Origin of the sequence: Mitsuokella sp. UBA4253 (genome assembly GCF_002395285.1) — a bacterium.
Taxonomy (GTDB): domain Bacteria; phylum Bacillota; class Negativicutes; order Selenomonadales; family Selenomonadaceae; genus Mitsuokella; species Mitsuokella jalaludinii.
Genome location: NZ_DGWR01000017.1, coordinates 37,217 through 58,025 on the forward strand (window position 1 = coordinate 37,217; position 20,809 = coordinate 58,025).

The 20,809-nt window shown below is 62.7% G+C and carries 16 protein-coding genes; 5 read left to right on the top strand and 11 right to left on the bottom strand.

Annotated features, from left to right (window positions below; translation table 11 throughout):
* Nucleotides 1–143: 143 nt before the first annotated feature.
* From B2X55_RS10150 to B2X55_RS10170, 5 genes are all read left to right on the top strand, one after another.
* On the top strand, nucleotides 144–1,214 hold the full coding sequence (locus tag B2X55_RS10150; protein ID WP_036374970.1) for an ABC transporter ATP-binding protein: 1,071 nt from the start codon (nucleotides 144–146) through the stop codon (nucleotides 1,212–1,214).
* On the top strand, nucleotides 1,207–2,040 hold the full coding sequence (locus B2X55_RS10155) for an ABC transporter permease (RefSeq protein ID WP_036375119.1): 834 nt from the start codon (nucleotides 1,207–1,209) through the stop codon (nucleotides 2,038–2,040). Before B2X55_RS10150 ends, B2X55_RS10155 begins: the two co-directional genes overlap by 8 nt.
* Nucleotides 2,040–2,828 carry an ABC transporter permease gene (locus B2X55_RS10160; protein ID WP_055161454.1) on the top strand — a complete coding sequence of 263 codons (789 nt, stop codon included), beginning with the start codon at nucleotides 2,040–2,042 and terminating at the stop codon, nucleotides 2,826–2,828. Before B2X55_RS10155 ends, B2X55_RS10160 begins: the two co-directional genes overlap by 1 nt.
* Nucleotides 2,828–3,916 carry an ABC transporter substrate-binding protein gene (locus B2X55_RS10165; RefSeq protein WP_286822023.1) on the top strand — a complete coding sequence of 363 codons (1,089 nt, stop codon included), beginning with the start codon at nucleotides 2,828–2,830 and terminating at the stop codon, nucleotides 3,914–3,916. Before B2X55_RS10160 ends, B2X55_RS10165 begins: the two co-directional genes overlap by 1 nt.
* A 126-nt stretch (nucleotides 3,917–4,042) precedes the next feature.
* Nucleotides 4,043–8,020 (top strand): PolC-type DNA polymerase III, encoded by a 3,978-nt coding sequence (locus tag B2X55_RS10170; RefSeq protein WP_286822024.1) that lies wholly within the window; start codon nucleotides 4,043–4,045, stop codon nucleotides 8,018–8,020.
* A gap of 85 nt (nucleotides 8,021–8,105) precedes the next feature.
* On the opposite strand, the gene B2X55_RS10175 is transcribed toward B2X55_RS10170, so the two are convergent.
* From B2X55_RS10175 to B2X55_RS10225, 11 genes are all read right to left on the bottom strand, one after another.
* A complete protein-coding gene (locus B2X55_RS10175; protein WP_286822025.1) occupies nucleotides 8,106–8,276 on the bottom strand; it encodes a hypothetical protein in 171 nt (56 codons plus the stop codon).
* A 142-nt stretch (nucleotides 8,277–8,418) separates the two neighbouring features.
* Entirely contained in the window at nucleotides 8,419–8,700 is a 282-nt protein-coding gene (locus tag B2X55_RS10180; RefSeq protein WP_286822026.1) for a hypothetical protein, read from the bottom strand.
* 48 nt (nucleotides 8,701–8,748) lie between these two features.
* Entirely contained in the window at nucleotides 8,749–9,957 is a 1,209-nt protein-coding gene (locus B2X55_RS10185) for a nitrogenase component 1 (RefSeq protein WP_286822027.1), read from the bottom strand.
* Complete coding sequence (locus tag B2X55_RS10190) at nucleotides 9,954–11,300, bottom strand: nitrogenase component 1 (protein WP_286822029.1); 1,347 nt, start codon at nucleotides 11,298–11,300, stop codon at nucleotides 9,954–9,956. Before B2X55_RS10190 ends, B2X55_RS10185 begins: the two co-directional genes overlap by 4 nt.
* Nucleotides 11,301–11,340: 40 nt before the next feature.
* Nucleotides 11,341–12,390 carry a hydrogenase expression/formation protein HypE gene (gene hypE / locus B2X55_RS10195; protein WP_286822030.1) on the bottom strand — a complete coding sequence of 350 codons (1,050 nt, stop codon included), beginning with the start codon at nucleotides 12,388–12,390 and terminating at the stop codon, nucleotides 11,341–11,343.
* A complete protein-coding gene (gene hypD / locus B2X55_RS10200; RefSeq protein ID WP_286822031.1) occupies nucleotides 12,387–13,448 on the bottom strand; it encodes a hydrogenase formation protein HypD in 1,062 nt (353 codons plus the stop codon). The genes hypE and hypD overlap by 4 nt, the downstream gene beginning before the upstream one ends.
* Nucleotides 13,445–13,663, bottom strand: coding sequence for a HypC/HybG/HupF family hydrogenase formation chaperone (locus B2X55_RS10205; RefSeq protein WP_036374949.1), 219 nt, complete (start codon nucleotides 13,661–13,663; stop codon nucleotides 13,445–13,447). Before B2X55_RS10205 ends, hypD begins: the two co-directional genes overlap by 4 nt.
* A gap of 37 nt (nucleotides 13,664–13,700) precedes the next feature.
* Complete coding sequence (gene hypF, locus B2X55_RS10210) at nucleotides 13,701–16,046, bottom strand: carbamoyltransferase HypF (protein WP_286822032.1); 2,346 nt, start codon at nucleotides 16,044–16,046, stop codon at nucleotides 13,701–13,703.
* A complete protein-coding gene (locus B2X55_RS10215; protein ID WP_286822034.1) occupies nucleotides 16,043–18,550 on the bottom strand; it encodes a nitrogenase component 1 in 2,508 nt (835 codons plus the stop codon). The genes hypF and B2X55_RS10215 overlap by 4 nt, the downstream gene beginning before the upstream one ends.
* Before the next feature lie 42 nt (nucleotides 18,551–18,592).
* On the bottom strand, nucleotides 18,593–19,342 hold the full coding sequence (locus B2X55_RS10220; protein WP_286822035.1) for a nitrogenase iron protein NifH: 750 nt from the start codon (nucleotides 19,340–19,342) through the stop codon (nucleotides 18,593–18,595).
* A 144-nt stretch (nucleotides 19,343–19,486) separates the two neighbouring features.
* Nucleotides 19,487–20,653, bottom strand: a complete 1,167-nt coding sequence (locus tag B2X55_RS10225; protein ID WP_286822036.1) for an FprA family A-type flavoprotein — start codon at nucleotides 20,651–20,653, stop codon at nucleotides 19,487–19,489.
* Between the last annotated feature and the right edge of the window lie 156 nt (nucleotides 20,654–20,809).

The following is a 20,809-nucleotide window of genomic DNA, read 5'->3' on the forward strand; positions in this document are numbered from 1 at the left end:
GCTTGACACAACGACAACTGAATTGCGAATTGAAACAAATGGCTCTTCTATGATAGAATAGAAGGGCCGTTTTTCGGCTTTTTATATTGCGATTTCAGTAACGCGAGCTTGTAATGCGACTGTATCAGATGGGAGAGTGAAAATTGGAGAAAGAATTGCTGAGACTCGAGCATATCGACAAATTCTATGGCAGCCGTCAGATCCTCGAGGACCTGAACCTCGTCATTCACGAAAACGAATTCCTGACGCTCTTAGGGCCGTCGGGCTGTGGCAAGACGACGACATTGCGCCTGATTGGCGGCTTTGAGCGTCCGGACAAGGGGCGCATCCTGTTCGACGGGCAGGACATTACGAAGCTGCCGCCGGAGAGGCGGCAGGTCAACACCGTCTTCCAGAAGTATTCCCTGTTCTCGAACATGGATGTGGCTGAGAACATCGCCTTCGGCCTCAAGATCAAGGGCAAGTCCGCCGCCTACATCCGCGACAAGATCAAGTATGCGCTGAAGCTCGTCAACCTCGATGGCTACGAGCATGCCGACGTCACGGCGCTCTCGGGCGGCCAGCAGCAGCGTATCGCCATCGCGCGCGCCGTCGTCAACGAGCCGAAGGTCCTGCTGCTCGACGAGCCGCTTTCAGCGCTCGACCTCAAACTGCGCCAGAGCATGCAGCGCGAGCTCGTCAAGATCAAGCGCGAGCTCGGCATCACCTTCGTCTTCGTCACGCACGACCAGGAGGAGGCCCTCTCGATGTCGGACACGGTCGTCGTCATGAACCAGGGCTGGGTCCAGCAGATCGGCACGCCGGAGAGCGTCTACAATGAGCCGGAGAACGCCTTTGTCGCAGACTTCATCGGTGACAGCAACATCATCGACGGCATCATGGTGCGCGACAAGCTCGTCCACCTCCTGGGCAAGGACATCCCGTGCATCAACACGGGCTTTGGCGAGAATGTCCCCGTCGACGTTCAGATCCGCCCGGAGGACATCCAGATCTGTGCGCCGGAGGACGGCCAGTACCGCGGCACCATCCGCTCTGTCGTCTTCAAGGGCACGGTCTACGACATCACGATCGAGGCGGGCGGCTTCTCGTGGCTTGTCCAGACAATCACGGGCCACGAGCAGGGCCGGGAAGTCGGCATCCGCCTGGCGCCGGCGAACATCCAGATCATGGCCAAGCCTGCCTCGGAAGATGAGGAGGCGGCGCATGATGCATGACAGCAAAAGCGTTGCGCGGCTGTTTGCAGCGCCGTTCACGGTCTGGGCCGTCCTTTTCATCGTGCTGCCGCTCTTCTTCGTCCTCTATCACGGCCTGACGGATGGGGAAGGGGCCTTCACGCTCGCGAACCTCTGGGAGGCCGTGCAGATGGAGTATCTCAGGGCGCTCGGCCTCTCGGTGGAGCTCGCACTCGTCAGCACCGTCATCTGCCTCGTGCTCGCCTATCCGCTCTGCATGATCCTGCAGGAGATCAAGCGCGGCCGCATGGTCCTGATCTTCCTCTTGTTCCTGCTGCCGCTCTGGATGAACTCGCTCCTGACGACGATGGCCTGGCAGACCATCCTCGAGAAGAACGGCATCATCAACATGGTGCTGCACGCACTCGCGCTGCCGGAGGTCACGCTCATCAACACGCCGCTGGCCATCGTCATCGGCATGGTCTACAACTTCCTGCCGTACATGGTGCTGCCGCTCTACGTCTCGCTCTCGCACATCGACAAGAGCATCATCGAAGCGGCGCACGACCTCGGCGCGGGCCGCTGGCAGACCTTTCGCCGCATCGTCTTCCCGCTCTCGCTGCCCGGCGTCATCAGCGGTTGCACGATGGTCTTCATCCCCGCGCTGACGACTTTCGTCATCAGTGCGCTCCTCGGCGGCAACAAGATCCTCCTGATCGGCAACATCATCGAGCAGGAGTTCACGGCCGCCTATGACTGGCAGCTCGGCAGCGCCCTCTCGATGATCCTCATGGTCTTCATCATCCTCAATATCGTGGTAGAAGCCTTTTCGGAGCGCAATGCGAAGGAGCAGGAGGTGGATTCGTGATGGCAAAGCTCAAGAAAATCTATCTCGGCATCATCATCGTCTTCCTCTACGCGCCAATCCTTGTCCTCATCGCGCAGTCGTTCAATGCGAGCCGCTACCGCGGCCAGTGGACGGGCTTCACCCTGCAGTGGTACGAGAAGCTCTTCACGAGCGAGGACATCATTGAGGCATTCCTCAACACATTGACGATTGGCCTGACGGCTGCGTTCTTCGCGACGCTCCTCGGGCTCATCACGGCGCTTGCCATCCGCAATCTCTCGAAGAAGAGCCAGCTCGTCTTCCGCGGCCTCGCGAATGTGCCGCTCCTCAACGCCGACATCGTCACGGGCATCTCGCTGATGCTGCTGTTTCTCGGCCTCGGCCTGCGCCTCGGCTACGACACGATCCTCATGGCGCACGTCGTCATCAACCTGCCCTACGCGATGCTCTGCATCCTGCCGCAGGTCATGGGACTCGACCACGTCTGCTACGAGGCCGCGCTCGATCTCGGCGCGACGCCTTTCCAGGCCTTCCGCAAGGTCATCCTGCCGGAACTGCGCCCCGGCATCGCCGCGGCCTTCCTGCTGTCATTTGCCATGTCGGCCGACGACTTCATCGTGACGTACTTCACGAAGGGCGCGGGCATCGACACCTTGACGACAGCCATCTACGCGCAGCTCAAGCTCGGCATCCATCCCGAGATGTACGCGCTCTCCACACTGTTCTTCCTCGGCGTCATCGCCTTTGTGGCACTGCTCATGGTCAACTGGCGCCTGCTGAAACGCCGCCAGGGAAAGGAGTGGGTATGATGAAGAAACTATCGGCTCTATTATTGCTCCTGTGTTTCATGACGGCCTTCCTAACGGCTGGCTGTGACAGCCTGGCCGAGGAGGAAGAGGCGGGGGATGACACGCTCTACATCTACAGCTGGGGCGACTACCTCGACTCGGACGTCATCGCGCAGTTCGAGGAGGAGACGGGCATCCACGTCGTGCTCGACGAGTTCGACACGAATGAGAGCATGTACCCGCGCGTCAAGGAGGGAGCGACGAATTACGACCTCATCTGCCCGTCGGACTACATGATCCAGAAGATGGCCGAGAACGACCTCTTGCAGCCGCTCGACTACGACCAGCTGCCGAATGCCAAGAAGTACATCGGCGAGGATTTCCTCAAGCAGGCTGAGTCGTACGACCCGGGCAACCGCTATTCCATCCCGTACTGCTGGGGCACGGTCGGCCTTATGTACAACAAGAAGCTCATTCACAGTGAAGATGGTGAGATTGACAGCTGGTCGCCTCTCTTCGACCCGGCCTACAAGGACGAGATCCTCATGCAGGATTCCGCGCGCGATGCCTTCATGATCCCGCTGCGCCTCATGGGAGATTCCATGAACACGAAGGACTCGAAGGAACTTGAGGCGGCGCGCGACATGCTGATCGCGCAGAAGCCGCTCGTCCAGGCCTACGGTGTCGACGACATCCGCGACAAGCTCGCCTCGGGAGAGGCCGCGCTCGGCGTCATCTATTCGGGCGAGGCCATCAACCTCCTCAAGGCCAATCCAGATCTCGCGTTCTGTCCCGCACCGAAGGAGGGCACGAACCTCTGGATGGACGGCTGGGTCATCCCGAAGAAGGCCAAGCATGTCGAGAATGCCCATAAGTTCATCGACTTCCTCTGCCGCCCGGACATCGCCGCGAAGAACTTCGAGGCACTCGGCTACTCCACGCCGAACACTGCCGTCCAGGCGCTCGTCGAGGACGACATGGACGAGGACGAAATAGAGATTGCCTTCCCTGACCCCGCGGTCTACCGCGGTCAGGAGACATACCAGTATCTCGGCGAAGCCATCGACAAGCTCTACACCAAGCTCTGGCTCCAGGTCAAGGTTGAATAAAGTCGAATGGCGAGAACTGCCTATTGCAGTCTCCCGCCGTATCCCATATAATATAGGGTAGCAGAATCAAATGCCGGCACTTTGTGCCGGTTTTCTATATCTATACATGCGAAAGGATGGCAGCAGATGCAGAAATTCCGGATTGTTCCGAGTCGGAAGAATATGTTCTGGCAGCTCGTGCAGGGCATGCGGCTGGAAGAGGGGGATAAGGCACTCCTGCGCGAGGCCACGATCCGCCACGTCGAGGTCTGCACGCGCACAAACAGCTGGGAGATCGCGCTGAGCACGCAGACATTGCTGCCGGAAGCACTGCTCGAATCGGCAGCCGACCAGATCGCCAAGAAGTGCCAGCTCGACGCTGTCGTCTTCTACCAGGATGTCGTCAACATCGAGGACGCTCTCGCGAAAATCTGGCCAAGGCTCGTCTACGAGACGGCGGAGGGCAATCCGACGGTCTACGAGCTCCTGAAGCGCTCGAAATACACGGTCGACGGCAGCCACATCCTCATCGATGTGCCGGGCGAGCTCGGCGGCGAGATCATGCGCGCGCATTCCGTCACGCAGGTCATGAGCCAGATCATCGAGAAGGCGGTCGGCTACCGCTGCCACGTCGAGTGCGAGGCCAGCGAGGAAGTGCTGCAGAATCTCGAGGTCGACGACAGTTTCCAGAATCCCGATTACCTTGAGGCACTGCAGCACGAGAAGGCCCGCCGCGCCAAGGAAGCCCGCGTTGCTGAAGAAGCGGCAGAGCGCTCCGCAGGCGAAGTGGAGGAGGGCGGCATTCCTGCGCCGACCTTTGCCCGCACAGCGAGCACGGCAGACGAGCGCGCACCGCTTTCGCGCTATGAAGCGGCCGCTCCCGCCCATGAAGCTGCTGCGTCTAAGGCGGCTGCGCCGAAGCCTGCGAAGAAGACGGTGAAGCCTTCGGATCATACGGCCCACGAGAATGAGCCGGTCGTCGTGCAGGACAGGGGCAATCTCATCTTTGGCCGCGGCGTCTCGGGTGCGCTGCATAAGATCACCGAACTCGTCGGCGAGATCAAGAGTGTCGTCGTCGAGGGCACGATCGGCGAGGGCCCTGGGTCGGGCATCCGCCTGCTCGAGTTCAAGTCGGGCACGAAGCTTCTGACCTTCTGCATCTCAGACGAGACGGACGGCATCGCCTGCAAGAAGTTCTTCACGAAGGGACGCCGCCGCAAGAGCGGCGAACCGGAGCCCGACTGCGACGAGGTCATGGCCGCACTCAAGGAAGGCATGGCCGTGCGCGTGCAGGGCTCCGTGCGCTTCGACACTTTCATGAACGAGTACGTGCTTTTCGTCAACAGCCTCGCCAAGAAGGAGAAGAAGAGCCGCGAGGACCACGCCGAGGTCAAGCGCGTCGAGCTCCACGCGCACACGACGATGAGCAGCATGGACGCCGTTGTCTCCGTCAAAGACCTCATCAAGACGGCCGACCGCTGGGGCTGGCCCGCCGTAGCCGTCACGGACCACGGCGTCGTGCAGGCTTTCCCGGACGCCGCCAAGGCCCTGAGCAGCTGCAAGAGCGACCTCAAGGTCATCTACGGCATGGAGGGCTATCTCGTGCAGCAGGACCATTTGCAGAAGCGTGCGAACCACATCATCATGCTCGCGAAGAATCCCAACGGCCTGCGCAATCTCTACCAGCTCGTCTCGCTCGCGCATCTGCGCTACTTCCACCGCCAGCCGCGCCTGCCGAAGCACATCATCGAGGAGTACAGGAGCGGCCTGCTCATCGGCTCCGCCTGCGAGGCCGGCGAGCTCATCCGCGCCATCGAGGAGCAGCGCACGGACGAGGAGCTCATGGAGATTGCCTCGTTCTACGATTACCTCGAGATCCAGCCCATCCACAACAACGACTTCCTCAAGCGCAGCGACAAGTACCCCGCGATCCAGACGGATGACGACCTCATCCAGATCAACCTCAAGGTCGCCGAGATTGCGGGGAAGCTCGGCAAGCCGCTCGTCGCGACGTGCGATGTCCACTTTCTCAACCCCGAGGACAGCATCTACCGCGCCATCCTCATGAAGGGCAAGGGCTTTGACGATGCCGAGCTGCAGCCGCCACTCTACCTGCGCACGACGGATGAGATGCTCCAGGAGTTCTCATACCTCGGCGAGGAAGCGGCCTATGAAGCTGTCGTGACGAATCCGCGCAAGATCGCCGATCAGATCGAGCGCTTCAAGCCGATCCCGGATGATCTCTACTCGCCGCAGATCCCGGGCGCTGACGAGGAAATCCGCGAGATGTCCTACAAGAAGGCGCGCGAGCTCTACGGCGAGAATCTGCCGAAAATCGTCGAGGACCGCCTCAAGCAGGAGCTCAAGCCCATCATCGGCCACGGCTTCTCGGTGCTCTACCTCATCGCGCAGCGCCTCGTCAAGAAATCGAACGACGATGGCTACCTCGTTGGCTCGCGTGGCTCCGTCGGCTCGTCCTTCATCGCCACGATGACGGGCATCACCGAGGTCAACCCGCTGCCGCCGCACTGGCGCTGCCCGCACTGCCAGTACAGCAAATTCATCACCGACGGCTCCTACGGCTGCGGCTACGACCTGCCGGACAAGGTCTGCCCGGTCTGCGGCACGCCGCTCATCAAGGACGGCCACGACATCCCGTTCGCCGTATTCCTCGGCTTCGACGGCGACAAGGTCCCGGACATCGACCTGAACTTCTCCGGTGCCTATCAGCCCGTTGCCCACAAGTACACGGAGATCCTCTTCGGTAAGGACAACGTCTACCGCGCTGGCTCCATCCAGACCGTCGCCGACAAGACGGCCTTCGGCTACGTCAAGAAATTCTACGAGGAGAAGGGCGTCAAGAAGCACATCTCCTACATCGACAAGATGGCCCATGGCTGCATGGGCGTCAAGTCGACGACGGGCCAGCATCCGGCCGGCATCATGGTCGTGCCGCGCAACATGGACGTCCACTTCTTCACGCCAATCCAGCATCCGGCCAACGACATGAACTGCGGCACGATCACGACGCATTTCGATTACCACTCGATCAGCAGCCGTCTCGTCAAGCTCGACATCCTCGGCCACGATGATCCGACCGTCATCAAGATGCTCGAAGACCTCACGCACCGCGACCCGAAGACCATCCCGTTCGACGATGAGGCCACAATGTCTATCTTCAACTCGACGACGGCCCTCGGCGTCACGCCGGAGGAACTCGGCGCGACGAGCGGCACCTTCGGCATCCCTGAGTTCCGCACGCCGTTCACGCGCCAGATGATCGACGACACGCAGCCCGACGTCTTCTCGGACCTCGTGCGCATCTCCGGCTTCTCGCACGGCACGGATGTCTGGCTCGGCAACGCCCAGGACCTCATCCGGAGCGGCCAGTGCACGATCAAGAACGCCATTTCCGCGCGCGACGACATCATGATGTACCTCATCCACAACGGCATCGACCCGCTGCTCTCCTTCAAGACGATGGAGAAAGTCCGCAAGGGCAAGGGCATCGCGGAGGATGTCGTCGAGATCCTCAGGAAGGGCGGCATCCCCGAGTGGTTCATTGAGTCGTGCCAGAAGATCAAGTACCTCTTCCCGCGCGCCCATGCGACGGCTTACGTCATGATGGCCTACCGCATTGCCTACTGCAAAGTCCATTACCCGCTCGCCTACTATGCGGCATACTTTTCCATCCGCGCGGCCGAATTCGACGCCAATGTCGTCGCGCGCGGCAAGGACTACGTCGGCCAGCAGATCAAGGAGCTCGAGGCCATGGGCAAGGAGAAGAAGCTCGATGCCAAGCAGAACGCCACGCTCATCGTCCTCCAACTTGCCTGGGAGATGTACTTGCGCGGTTACTCCTGCGAGCGCGTCGACCTCTACCGCTCCGGCGCCGACAAGTTCATCATTGACGGCAACGCACTCTTGCCGCCGATTGCGGCCCTCGCCGGCATGGGCCAGAAGGCCGCCCAGGGCATCGTCGAGGCGCGCAAGGATGGTTCCTTCACCTCTATCGAAGACCTGCGCCGCCGCTCGGGCATCTCCAAGACAAATATCGAGATCCTGCGCAGCCACGGCTGTCTCGACGGCATGAGTGAGAGCGACCAGATCGCGCTGTTCAGCTGATGCAGGCACAGCAAAAAGCGGACCACATACTCAATCGAGCATGTGGTCCGCTTTTTGTCGTCGCTTGTCTATCGATGCCTGTCGGTCAGTTCTTGTCGAGCAAGTCGAAATCCGCCGCCTTTACATCGCGCAGGTCAGCAGGATCTACGTTGGAGTAGACACCAGGACGAATTTCGAACCGCTTCAGATTGTCCGCATTCTCCGCCAGGATATCCTGCGTATAGCTCTTCACGTGATTGAACCAGAGATCCATCATAAGTATCGCTCCCTTTTTATTATCATTGTTTATGAATATCAACAAACTCTATTTACGTACATTATGACATGGATTTCGGAATCTGTGAAATACTTCCTTTTTATGGTAAATAGTATTTTACTATGAAGCTAAACTATAGAAATCATTTTCTGAGGCGCTTCCAGCCGAGGTAGAGGTGGCTGGCGAAGAAAAAGGCCATGCCGATGAGGAAGAGGGCGGCGGCGATGGGCGTGGTGACGCGCTGCCAGGCGGCTTCGCCGTATGTCATGGTGCCGGCAGCGTTCATGAGCACCAGGAAGAAGAAGGCCTTGAGGCGGTAGAGGCGCTTGAGTCGTCCGAGGCGCTGCAGGGCGAGGGTGAAGATGGAGAAGCCGAACGTCTGGATGAGCGCGTAGGCGAAGGTGTGGGCGATGGTCAATATCATGGGAACTCCTTTGAAAATGAGAAATAGTTTCGGTTAATGTACTCTCTATTATACTCGATTCTGCGGGAGTTTGCCCAGGTTTTTCTGGACTTTTTGGACGAAGTCGGTGAACGCTTCTTCTTCGATGAGATTGGGGATGGTCTTTTCGTAGAGGCGGCCCGAGAAGGCGATATGTGGCAGAGAGAGGAAAGCTGCGCCTGCGGGGCAGATGGGCTGGTAGAGCGGGTCGGCGATGATCAGCGCGGCCTCGCGCAGGACGGGGGAGAGCTCGTCTTCGTCGGTCAGGCAGAGAGTGCCGGGCAGCAGGAGCTCTTCGTCTGTCTCCATCGGCACGATGGCGGTGAAGGGCTGTCCGGTGGCCTCTTCTAGGGCGCGCGCTAATGACTCGGCGAAGATGGTTTCGCCGATGATACAGGCTGTCTTCTCGTCTCGGCAGGCAACGTCATCGCTGGGGGCCGTGCGATTGGGGAAGGGGATGCCGATGCGGTAGGGAATGCCGACGCGTTCGCGCAGGACGCGCGCGGCGCCGAGGCCGCCATAGCTGACGACGAGGTCGAGGTCGGCGTCGCGGGAGGCGAGGATGGTGTCGAGGTCGGAGCCCATGGCCCAGCAGCTTGCGAGATGACAGCCGCGCGCTTCGAGCCAGTGGCGCATGGAATCGATGCTGCCATTCATGGCAAAGTCGAGCGGTGTGGCGCCGAGCACGTTGACGCGCAGGGCCTTGCCTTTCTTCTGGCGGAGCTTGTGGAGCTCTTCTTCGCTGAGCCATTTGGCTTCTGGAAGGCGCTTGGGGGTAGCCGCTTCCGGCAGTGCTTGGCAGGCCAGTTCGGCTAGCTTCTGTAGCGCAAAGAAGATGCCGCGCTCGTAGTAGTGCATGCTGTTCGTCGGCAGCGTGAAGGCGGGGATGCCCGTCTTCTTCTCGAGGATGCGGCAGATGGCGCGGCAGTCCGTGGCAATCATGTGGGCGATCTGCGAGGGAATCAGGCAGATAAAGCGTGGCTGCAGCTCTTGGGCAGCGGCCGTGATGTCGGCGATAAGCCTGCTGTCATTGCCGAGGATGGCGTCCTGCTCGGTCAGGGCGGAGATGAAGATTTGGCTCGGCTCTGCAAACCAGCGCGGCTCGTCGTGCGTCGTGTACGTCGAGTTGCAGCCCGACGGGTCGTGGATGACGATCATGCCACCGAGCTCGTAGAGGGCGGAGCAGACGCCGAAGGTGTCGGCAGAGTATGTCGAGAGGATGCGGGCAACGTGTTTCATAGCAGGGAAGGGCCTCCTAATCCCTTGCGCCGGACATTTGCCTCGATGTCCTTGGGCGTCCGGTAGGCGGCAATCATATCATGGGCCAGTGCCTCGATGGCAGAGAAGCCCCAGCGGCCGCCGCCCTCGACCATGTTGACGAAATGTGGCGTGTTCTGGAAGAAGGCGGCTTTCTGCCCGAGGGCCAGGCAGGCCGGTGCTCCCTCTGCATGCACGGGGCGCGACAGCTCGCGCAGCAGCGGTGCCTTTGTCGGCCAGAGCTCGATATCACCGTGATGTTCCTGCAGATCGCGGAAGTCAGCTTCTTCTTCGGGGCTGATGGCGTCGGCGTAGATCTTGGTGACATGGAAGCCGTGGCGCAGCAGCAGGCAGGCGAGCGAGAGCGGGCGGAAGGTGAACGTCAGGTCGATGGCAATTGGCGTCTGGCTGATGAGGTCTTGTGCCTCGCCTAGCGCCTGCTCGGCCCTCTGGCGTGCTTCTGTGCAGTCGGGGGCCTTGGCGCCGAGGCGCTCGGCAAGCTGCAGCAAGAGCCGTTCAATCGCATTTTCGTTCCAGACCTGCGGCAGGTAGAAGTAGTCCTGCTGCAAGCGCTCCTCGAGGTCGCGCACGGCGGGCAGGCTGAATGGATTCGTGAAGAGCTGGAGCGAGGAGGCGCCGAGCTCCCGGAACTCGTCGTAACTCGCGCAGTCCGCCATATCGCGCACGGCCCAGCCGTTCTTTCGCAACAGGCGGGCGGCATCGTGTTCGGCGGGTGCCCTGAGGTTGTTTCCGAAGAAGGAGGCCTGCTTCTTTTTCGGAAGCTCTGGCAGCAGGCGGCCGATCGCGCGGCGCAGGCGCTCCTCCGGGGTCAGGTGGCGTGTCTGGCGTATGGGGTCCATGAAGCATTCGGCGAAGTCGATGCCCGGATGGCGCCGGCGGAGTTCGCGGTAGACGTAGCGCAGGTTGCAGCCGAGGAAGTGGTGGACGCAGGCGGGGAAGAGCAGGACGGCGCGCGGCTTTTCGGGCAGGTGTGCGAGGATGTCTGCGACGCCTGCGAGGATGAGCTGCTCGTTGTCGCGGCCCGTGAGGTCGGATTCGCGCAATTCAATCGACGAGAATCGCCCCATAAGACCCATCTCGGCGGCCGTCAGGACGACGCCGCGCAGGCAGCCGGAGGCGCAGATAAAGATCTGGTGGGCTTCGGGGATGAGCATGCCGGTGTGGACGATGTTCCAGGTGCCGCGGCAGGGCGGCGAGTACTCGAGCCCGTGCGGGAAAGGCGCGGGGAAGCCGGCCCTGCCGATCGGCACGCAGACCGCGCTTTCGGGCAAAGGGCCGGGCAGGGGGAAAATCCGTTTGAGCATGGCGGTCACCTCAATCTGTCAGCAAGTATCAGGGAATCCATCAGCAGATGCGCGGCAGCAGTTCTCCCGATGGCTCGGGCAGCAGGGTCTTCGTGCCGATCTCGGTGTTCAGGACGACCCGGCCCGAGAAATCCGGCGTGACTCTGCCGATGACGGCGGCCTGGCGCGAGTCGGGCAGGGTGCGGAGGACTTCGACGAGCGTTGGCGCGATGGCCTGTGGCGCGAAGATGACGAGGCGCCCCTCGCAGGCGAGGTAGAGCGGCTCGAGGCCGAGCAGGCCGCAGACGCCGCGCACTTCGGGCGCGACTGGGATGGCAGCGGCCGAAAGTTCGATGCCGACATGGCTCTCGGCAGCAATCTCGTGCAGGACGGTGCCGACGCCGCCGCGCGTCGCATCGCGTATCGCGTGGATGGCGGCTTTGTCGGGGACGGCGTCGAACATGGCCTTGACGGCAGCGGCGAGCGGCGCGCAGTCGCTCGTGATGGCGGCGTCGATGGCGAAGTCGCGGCGCGCGACGAGAATGGCGGCCCCATGGCGGCCGATGTCGCCCGTGACGATGATGGCATCGCCCGCTTCGGCGCGCGAACCGGAGGGATGAGCGTCCTCCATGCACTCGCCGATGCCCGTCGTCGTGATGAAGACCTTGTCGACCTGTCCGCGCCCGGCGACTTTCGTGTCGCCCGCGACGATGCGGACGCCGGCCGTCTTGGCCGTCTTGGCCATCGCGGCGGCGATGGCTTCGAGGTCCCGCATGGGAAAGCCCTCCTCAATCTGGAAGGCGCAGGAGAGATAGCGCGGCACAGCGCCCATGCAGGCGAGATCGTTGACCGTGCCGCAGATGCTGAGCTTGCCGATGTTGCCGCCGGGGAACTGCCAGGGCGAGACGATGAAGCCGTCCGTCGTGAAGGCGGCCTTGCCCGCGGCAAAGGAGCCGACGGGCAGGATGGCCGCATCGTCGGCGGTGAAGTCGGGGTTCTTGAAGTGGCGCGCAAAGACGCGCGCGATGAGCGCTGCCGTCTGGCGGCCGCCGGCGCCGTGAGCCAGCGTGATGCAGGCATCCCTGTCGCTGTGCATATCGTCTGTTGTCATGCAAAATTCCTCCCAAGTCCTCCGTAGAGATAGTAGGCCGAGCAGGCACCTTCGCGCGAGACCATGCAGGCGCCGATGGGGTGGTCTGGCGTGCAGGCCGTGCTGTAGAGCGGGCAGTCTGTCGGTTTCTCGAGGCCCTGCAGGATGGCGCCGCAGTGGCAGGCGGGGCGCTCGCGGCCCGCAATCTCGGGAATGGAGAAGCGTACTCTGGCATCGCGGGCAGCAAAGGCGGCGCGGAGCTGCAGGCCGCTCGCCTCGAGCACGCCGAGGCCGCGCCACTCGGCGTCGCATGGCTCCATGAACTGCGCGACGAGCGCCCGGGCAGCTGGATTGCCCTCGGGGCGCACGACGCGCGGGTAGCAGTTGGCAAAGAATGTCTTGCCCGTGCGCGAGCGCTCGAGGATGACGGCTAGGGCCGCCAAGAGTTCGCTGGCCGTGAAGCCGGCGACGACGCCCGAGATGCCTTGTTGCGTCAGGGCTTCTGGCAGGCTTGTGCCCGTGATGGCACAGACGTGGCCGGGATAGAGGTAGGCGTCCGTGTGGCTGGCCATCGCCTCGTAGGCGGCTGGCATCGTCTTGTTGGCCGTCAGCAGCGAGAAGTTCGCGAGGCCCTGCGCTTCGGCGCGCTTGAGTGCCAGGCAGGCGGCCGGTGTCGTCGTCTCGAAGCCGACGGAGAGGAAGACGACTTCCTCTCCGGGATGCTCCTTTGCGTAGGCGACGGCGTCGAGCGGCGTGTAGACGACCTGGACGCGGGCGCCGCGGCTGCGCGCCTCGGCGAGACTGCCAGCCGTGCCCGGCACGCGCACGAGGTCGCCGAAGGTGCAGATGGTGGCATGGCGCTCTTCGGCAAGGAAAATTGCCTCATCGATGTAGGAGACGGGCGTCACGCAGACGGGACAGCCCGGCCCCGAGATGAGCTCGACATTCTCGGGCAGCAGGCTGCGGATGCCGAGGCGGAAGATCTCGTGCGTGTGAGTGCCGCAGACTTCCATAATGCGGATCTTCGGTCCGCGGTATCCCGTGATGATGGCGCGGGCCTTTTCGATAGCGGTATTCATTCGGCGTCCTCCACATCGCGCAGGACCTCGTCCGTCTCTTCTGCGTCCTCTGCGGTGATTTTGGCGATGGCAAGACCAGCGTGGACCATGACGTAGTCGCCGGGGTCGATGTCAGAGAGCAGCTCTGCCGAGACTTCGCGGCGGGCGCCGGAGGCGTCGACGAGGGCCATGCCATCCTGGATGCGCACGACTTTAGCGGGTAAACCGACACACATGATAAGACTCCTTTCGTATCAATCCGATAAAATAGAATCAGCTTTCTTGCAGGGCGTACATGGCAAAGGCGGCCTGGCCGACGCAGATGCCGCCGTCATTGGGCGGCAGCAGGCTGTGCAGCAGCACGCGGAAGCCCGCGCGCTCGAGGCGCTCCTTTGTCAGGCGCGTCAGCAGGGTGTTCTGGAAGACGCCGCCGCTAAGGGAGACGGTGGTGACGCCTGTCTGCTGGCGCGCTGTCTCGCAGCCTGCGCCAATCATTGCGGCGAGCGCATCGTGGAAGTGGTAGGCGAGCGCTTCGTCCGGGCTGCCCTCCTGGTGCAGGGCAGTTAACTCGGCGAAGAGCGCTGTCGTCGGCAGCAGGAAGCGGCCGTCTGCTGCCTCGTGCAGCGTGTAGTGGAGGTCCTCCGCTGAGCCCTCCCCGCGTTCGGCCGCAAACTGCAGGGCCATCGAGGCCTCGCCCTCGAAGGTGGCACTGTGGCGCAGGCCCAGGAGGGCGCTGACGCCGTCGAAGAGGCGCCCGGCGCTCGTCGACTCGATGCAGTTGACGCGGTGCTGCAGCATGAAGGACTGCGCGGCGAATTCCTTCTCGTCGCAGAGGCCGAGCGAGAGGCACTGCTCCTTCCAGGCTGCATCGATATCTGCTGGGCTACTGCCCTGCCTCTCTCTGATCAGGCTGTCCCTCAGAAGGCTGACGGCGATGCGCCAGCCTTCGCGCGAGGCGCGGTCGCCGCCGGCCTGCTGGAAGGGCTCAATCGAGCCGAGGCGCTCGAAACCCCTGTAGTCCGAGAGCAGGAACTCGCCGCCCCAGATCGTGCCGTCTGTGCCGTAGCCCGTACCGTCGAACGAGACGCCGATGACGGGCCCCTGCCAGTCGTTCTCGACCATGCAGGAGAGGATGTGCGCGTAGTGATGCTGGACCTTCAGGAGCGGCACCCCGGCTTCCTTGGCGAGCGCTTCCGCGACGGTAGTGGTGTTGTAGCGCGGGTGCAGGTCGCAGGCGATGGCCGCAGGCTTGTTCTCGAGCAGGGATTCCATGAGCTGGACGGAGTCCTTGAGCGCGAGCACCGTGCGCAGGTCGCTCATGTCGCCGATGTAAGGCGAGGGGTAGAAGAGATGGTTGCTAGCGAGGCAGAAGGTGTTCTTGAGCTCGCCGCCGATGCCGAGCACCTGCCCTTTGAGCGGTGCGCTGAGCATGAAGGGCAGCGGTGCAAAGCCGCGGCTGCGGCGGATCATGTAGGGCTTTCCCTCAAACCAGTCCATGACAGAGTCATCGGCGCGCAGGCGGATGCGGCGGTCGTGCGAGAGGATGACGTCGCAGAGCGGAGCGAGCGTCTCTAGCGCCTCTTCGTCGTTGTGGCAGATGGGCGCGCCCGAGGGGTTGCCGCTCGTCATGACAAGCATGGCGGGCACCTCTGACGTGTCCCCAGGGTAGTCGAAGATCAGCATCTGCACCGGCGCGTACGGCAGCATGACGCCGACCTTGGGATTGCCGGGTGCGACGCTCGGCGCGAGCGGGCTGTCCTTGTGGCGGCGCAGCAGCAGGATGGGCTTCTGGTGGCCCGTCATCATCGCTGCTTCGCCGGGTTCGAGATGGCAGGCACTCCGCACGGCCTCCTCGTCGCGCATCATGACGGCGAACGGCTTCTGCGGGCGGTGCTTGAGCGCGCGTAGCCGCTTCACGGTTTCTTCACTCGTCGCATCGCAGGCGAGGTGGAAGCCGCCGATGCCCTTGATGGCCGCGATGCCGCCCGCAGCGAGGACGCGGCGCACTTCCTTGATGGCAGCGGCCCCTCGCACCGCCTCATGGCCGAGCAGGTAGACCTCGGGGCCGCAGTCGTTGCAGCAGACGGGCTGCGCATCGTAGCGGCGGCTCTCGGGTGAGATGTACTCCTCGTGGCAGGCCTTGCACATCGGGAATTCCTTCATGCTCGTGCGCTCGCGGTCGTACGGCATGGCCTCGAGGATGGTCAGCCGCGGGCCGCAGGCCGTGCAGTTGATGAAGGGGTGCAGGTAGCGGCGGTCGTGCGGGTCGAAGAGCTCCGCGCGGCACTTGTCGCACGTCGCGATGTCGGGCGAGACGAAGATGTCGCCGCGCTCCTTGGCACTCTCGATGATGGAAAAATCCTCGTAAGGCGCGGCATTGTCATCGGTCACATCGTGCACGTCGACCTTGAGGATGGCCGCGCGCTCCGGTGCTTGTTCCGGGATGCCCGCGACGAATTGCTGCAATGATGCGTCCCTGCCCTCGGCGAAGACTTCGACATAGGGGCCTTTGTTGCAGACCGTACCGCGTATCCGGCAGGCGTCGGCCAGTCGGCTCATGAAGGGGCGGAAGCCGACGCCCTGCACGATGCCGTAGATCTTGATGTTCAAACGTTTCATAGCTCTCTATCCTTGCTTGCTGTATTCACTGTGGTATTGCGCCCTGAAAGGGCGAAGTGCGGCAGGTCGATGACGGCGCCGCCGAAATCCTCCGGCACGGCGCGCGCGAGCAGCCTGTCGCCGATGACGACGGCTTCTGGATGCGCCTGCAGATAGCGGTGAAACTCCTGCTCCGCGCGGAAGTAGCAGTCTCCTGGCTGCGCTAAGGCGCGGTCAAGCGCAAAGAAGGTGCCGACAGTCAAAGCCCTTCCGGGTAGCTCGGGGAAGCGCTGGCAGATGGCGCGGCGCAGTGCATTGGCGAGGACCTGCTGGTGCACGATAAGGATTTCCCTGTGTGCGTCACTATCCATCACGCTGTCGAGACGGGCCAGCAGCGTCGCAAATGCCTTGCGGATAAAGGCGGGCGGCAGCTCGGCTCTGACGGGGATGCCGGCTTGGCGCCCGAGGCGGCGCGCCGCCTTGAGACCGCTTGGCGAGACGGTGAGAATGCTTTGGAGCTTCGCGGCCTGCTGGAAGTCTTCGAGCTTGTCGAAAAAGAGGACAGGCCCGTCCGCATCCCGGCACAGCGTCTCCCGAAGGGCTTGACGCTCGCCTTTCGAGAAGTCGAGCGGCGTCAGGCCGAGCACGCCGAGGCCGGAGCGAGGCGCGTCGGCGGGCAGCGCACCCGCAAATTCCCGCACGAGTGCATCGTAGGCGGCCCCGGCTCCTCTGTCGTAGAGGTGGGTGCCATCCGTGCGCACGGCAATGGCGGGCAGAGATGTATTCTTCTCGATCATGCGGCAGAGCGCGCGGAAGTCGGTCGCGATGATGGCGGGCACGGGCGTGCCGACGAGCCCGATGAAGGAGACGGGCAGGCAGGTTGCTGCCGCGCGCACCTTCTCGACGAGGTGCTCGTCGCGCCCCATGATGGCGTCCATGTCGCGCAGGCCCGCGCTGAACACGGCCGAGGGCGCGCCGCCCTCCTGCCAGCGCGGCTCGTCGAAGCCGCAGATGTTGCCCGCGCAGCCGCCTGCATCGACGATGACTGTCATGCCGCCGAGCGGGTAGAGCACCGAGGCAGCGCCAGCTGTGTCCGGCGCGAACGGCGGCAGGGCGAGCGAGAGCTTTGGCATGGGGGAGACGGGGCGATGCGGGTCATCAGTCTCCGCCTCAACTTTTTTCTCTGCCGTGCCTGAGCTCTCCTGACGCATAGCATTCTTCATATTTTCAAAGAGAGCTTGGGCGGCCTGGTAGCCGAAGGGCTGCACAGCGTCGTTCCACGGCAATTTCTTGGCATGGGGGTGGAGCGCGCAGGCATCTGCGCCGATGGCAAGTGATACGGCGGCGTCCTCCCGGTAGTGCAGCATGGCCGGCTCCAGCGTGGAGTAGATGCGCGTTGCGGGTGCGAGTTTTGCGAGCTGGCGGATGTAGAATGCGTCGGCAGCGGTCGGCACGGCGAAGAGCTCGCGGACGGCGAGGCCGCGGCGCACGAGTGCCAAGGCGAGCTCGAAGGGATTGGCATTGAGCCGGCTGCCGATGGCGATGACCGCCTTCTTGCCGTACTGCGCGCAGAAGTCGGCAGCGGCCTGCTCGGCGCGCTCGCGCTCGTTCTCCAAGGCGATAGCCTCTGCTCCCAAGCCGAGGATGTGCGCGAGTGCCCTGTACTGGTTTGCGATCTTGTCGGTCGCGTAGAGGCGGCGAAGGCGTATGGCGGGGATGCCGATACGCTTCTCGAGGGCGAGGGCGGCGCTCATCGCCTCGTCGGCGAGCACGAGATTGAAGTTGGCCGCGGCCAGCGCTTCAAAGTCGCCGTATGTCTGGCAGCGGGCGAGCTCGGCGACCTTGCGGATGCCCGCACGCTCGAGGAGTGAGAAGAGTTCGGAGTCTGCCGCGACGGGCGTGAAGAAGCCGAGAAGATTGGCCTGGCGCGGATCTTTTCGGCGCGGCTGCAATAGGCCGTAGATCGTCTCGCGCACGGCCTGCATCGGCGGATGCTGGCTCTCGCGCGTCAGCGCGTACATGTAACAGGGGCGAACGGGCAGGCCGACAGCTGCTTCAGCCTTGCGGCAGACGCGCTCCATGTCCGTGCCGAGCAGCGCGTCGACGCAGGTCAGGCAGATCATGACGACAGAGGGGCGCTCCGCCCGGCTGGCGACAAAGGCGCGGACGGCCTCGGGAATCTTCGTCAGGTGGCTGCCTGTGACGATGTCCGTCTCGTCGAGGGCGAGGTAGGCGAAGCGCTCGCCGTAATGGCCACTGCCCGAGAGCGCCGCCGTGTTGCGGCCGCAGCAACCGGGCGAGACGAGCAGCATGATGCTGCCCGGCACGCTGAGCCCCGCGCGCTTGACGCCAAAGCCCTGCGCGCCCGGCGAATTGAAGTCGATGGCGGCAGGCGTGTTGCAGATGAGATGCGCGTCGGTGCGCATCTCATCTGGCATGGCCTGCTTGCCGCCGAGGCGGGCGGCAAGCTCCTCGGCCGTGATGATGTATGCCTCATATCTCTGCTTTGCGTCCTGTTCGTTCATGATTCACCGTCCCTCGTTTTCTCGGTACACCATTTTTCTCGTTCATTCTTTCAGGATATCGTTTGCAAGTGCGAAGAAAACCTGGCTGACGGGGGCATCCGGCGCGTATTCGACGACGGTCATGCCGCGTTCTTCGGCCTCGCTGATCGCATCGCTGCGCGGGATATCCGCGAGGATGGGCAGATGATGCGCCCGCGCGAACTCCTGGACTTTCTCTTCCTCGCGCGGCACGTTGCGTCGGTTCAGCAGGACGCCGCGGACCTTGGCATAGCCGCGGTCGGCGAAGTTCTCGACGGCCGTCGCGATGTTGTTGGCCGCGTAGAGTGCCATCTTCTCGCCGGATGTCACAATCAGCACGTCCTCCGCATATCCCTCGCGGATCGGTGCCGCAAAGCCGCCGCAGACGACGTCGCCGAGCACGTCGTAGAGCACGACGTCCGGCTGCTCCCGCTCGAAGAGCTCGAGTTCCTCGAGCAGGTTGAACGTCGCGATGATGCCGCGCCCCGCGCAGCCGAGCCCAGGCGTCGGGCCGCCCGTCTCGATGCAGAGCACGCCGCCAAAACCGCGCGCCGAGACTGTCTCGAGCGAAGCGGGCTCTTCATCGAACTCCCGCATGTAGCCCATGACGGACTGCAGCGGCCTGCCACCGAGCAGATTGATCGTCGAGTCCGCCTTCGGGTCACAGCCAATCTGGATGACCTTCTTCCCCTGCATCGCCAGTGCCGCCGCCAGATTGCTCGTCAGCGTCGACTTCCCGATGCCGCCCTTTCCATACACCGCGATTTTCCGCATAAAATCCCTCCTTCGAGATAACTATCTCCTATTATAAAGGCACAGGGCCTTTCTTTCAAATCGCACACAGAGGCGTTCAAATTGCATCCACATGGATTTTTTTCACAAAAAAACCGCCATACGGCGGTTTTGCTGGCGAGGATCTCACTCGACGATCGTGTGGACGGCCTGGCGCAGGGCTTCGAGGGTGTCCTTGTCCGGCGTGTTGAGCAGGCGCTGCTTGTCGAGGACGATGTCGCAGCCGGCGGCTTTGAGTTCGTTCTCGACGAGGGCGATGCTCTGGCCGCCCCAGCCGTAGGAGCCGAAGGCGAAGGCCTTGTGGCCTTTGGCGGTGAGGCCCTTGAGGTAGCAGAGGAAGGAGGCGACGGTCGGCAGCATCTGGTTGTTGATGGTCGGGGAGCCGACGGCGAGGTATTCGCTCGTGAGGATGTCCGTCATGATGTCGGAGAGGGCGTTTTCCTTGACGTCGTAGAAGGTGGCGGGCACGCCCTTTTCCTGGAAGGCCTCGGTGATCGTGCGGGCCATCTGCTCGGTGGAGTGCCACATGGTGTCGAAGACGACGACGGCGCGCTTCTCGAGGACGCCATGGGACCACTTCTCGTAGAGGTCGTGGATCTCCTGGACGTGGGAGCGCCAGATGATGCCGTGGCCCGTCGCGATCATCGCGATGGGGAGGTCCTTGAGCGCCTTGAGGGCGGCCTGTGCCTGGCGGCCGTAGAGCATGAGGATGTTGGCGTAGTACTTCTTGGCCTCGTAGTAGAGCACGCCGAGGTCATTCTCGTCGTCGAAGCGGCTGCCGGAGGCGAGGTGCTGACCGAAGGCGTCGTTGGAGAAGAGGATCTTCTCCTCGGGGCAGTAGGTGACCATGCTGTCAGGCCAGTGGAGCATCGGCGTCGGCACGAACTGCAGCGTGCGCTTGCCGATGGAGAGCGTGTCGCCAGCCTTGACACCCTCGTAGGGCAGGTCGCCGTAGCGCGCCTTGAGGCCCTTGAGGCCCTGCGGGATGCTCGTGATGACTTTTGCGTTCGGGCAGTGGGCCATCATGAAGGGCAGGGCGCCGGAGTGATCGGGCTCGACGTGGTTGGAGATGATGTAGTCGATCTTGGCCGGGTCGATGACGGAGGCGACGCGCTCGAGGAGCTCTTCCTTGAACGGCTCCTTGACGGTGTCGATGAGGGTGACTTTCTCGTCGAGGATCAGGTAGGCGTTGTAGCTCGAGCCGCGGCTCGTCTCGTAGCCGTGGAAACTGCGCATGGACCAGTCAATGGCGCCGACCCAGTAGATATTGTTCTGGATTTCAACTGCTTTCATGGTATCCCTCTTTCTTTGGGTATTTCAGGACAAAAGTGCCTCGAATTTTCACATTATGACTCTATTTTATATCGACTTAGCGGTCTTGTAAATATCGATTGTCACATTCACAGAAATGCGGTATGCTAGAGAAACAGTGCCATATCGTGCTATATA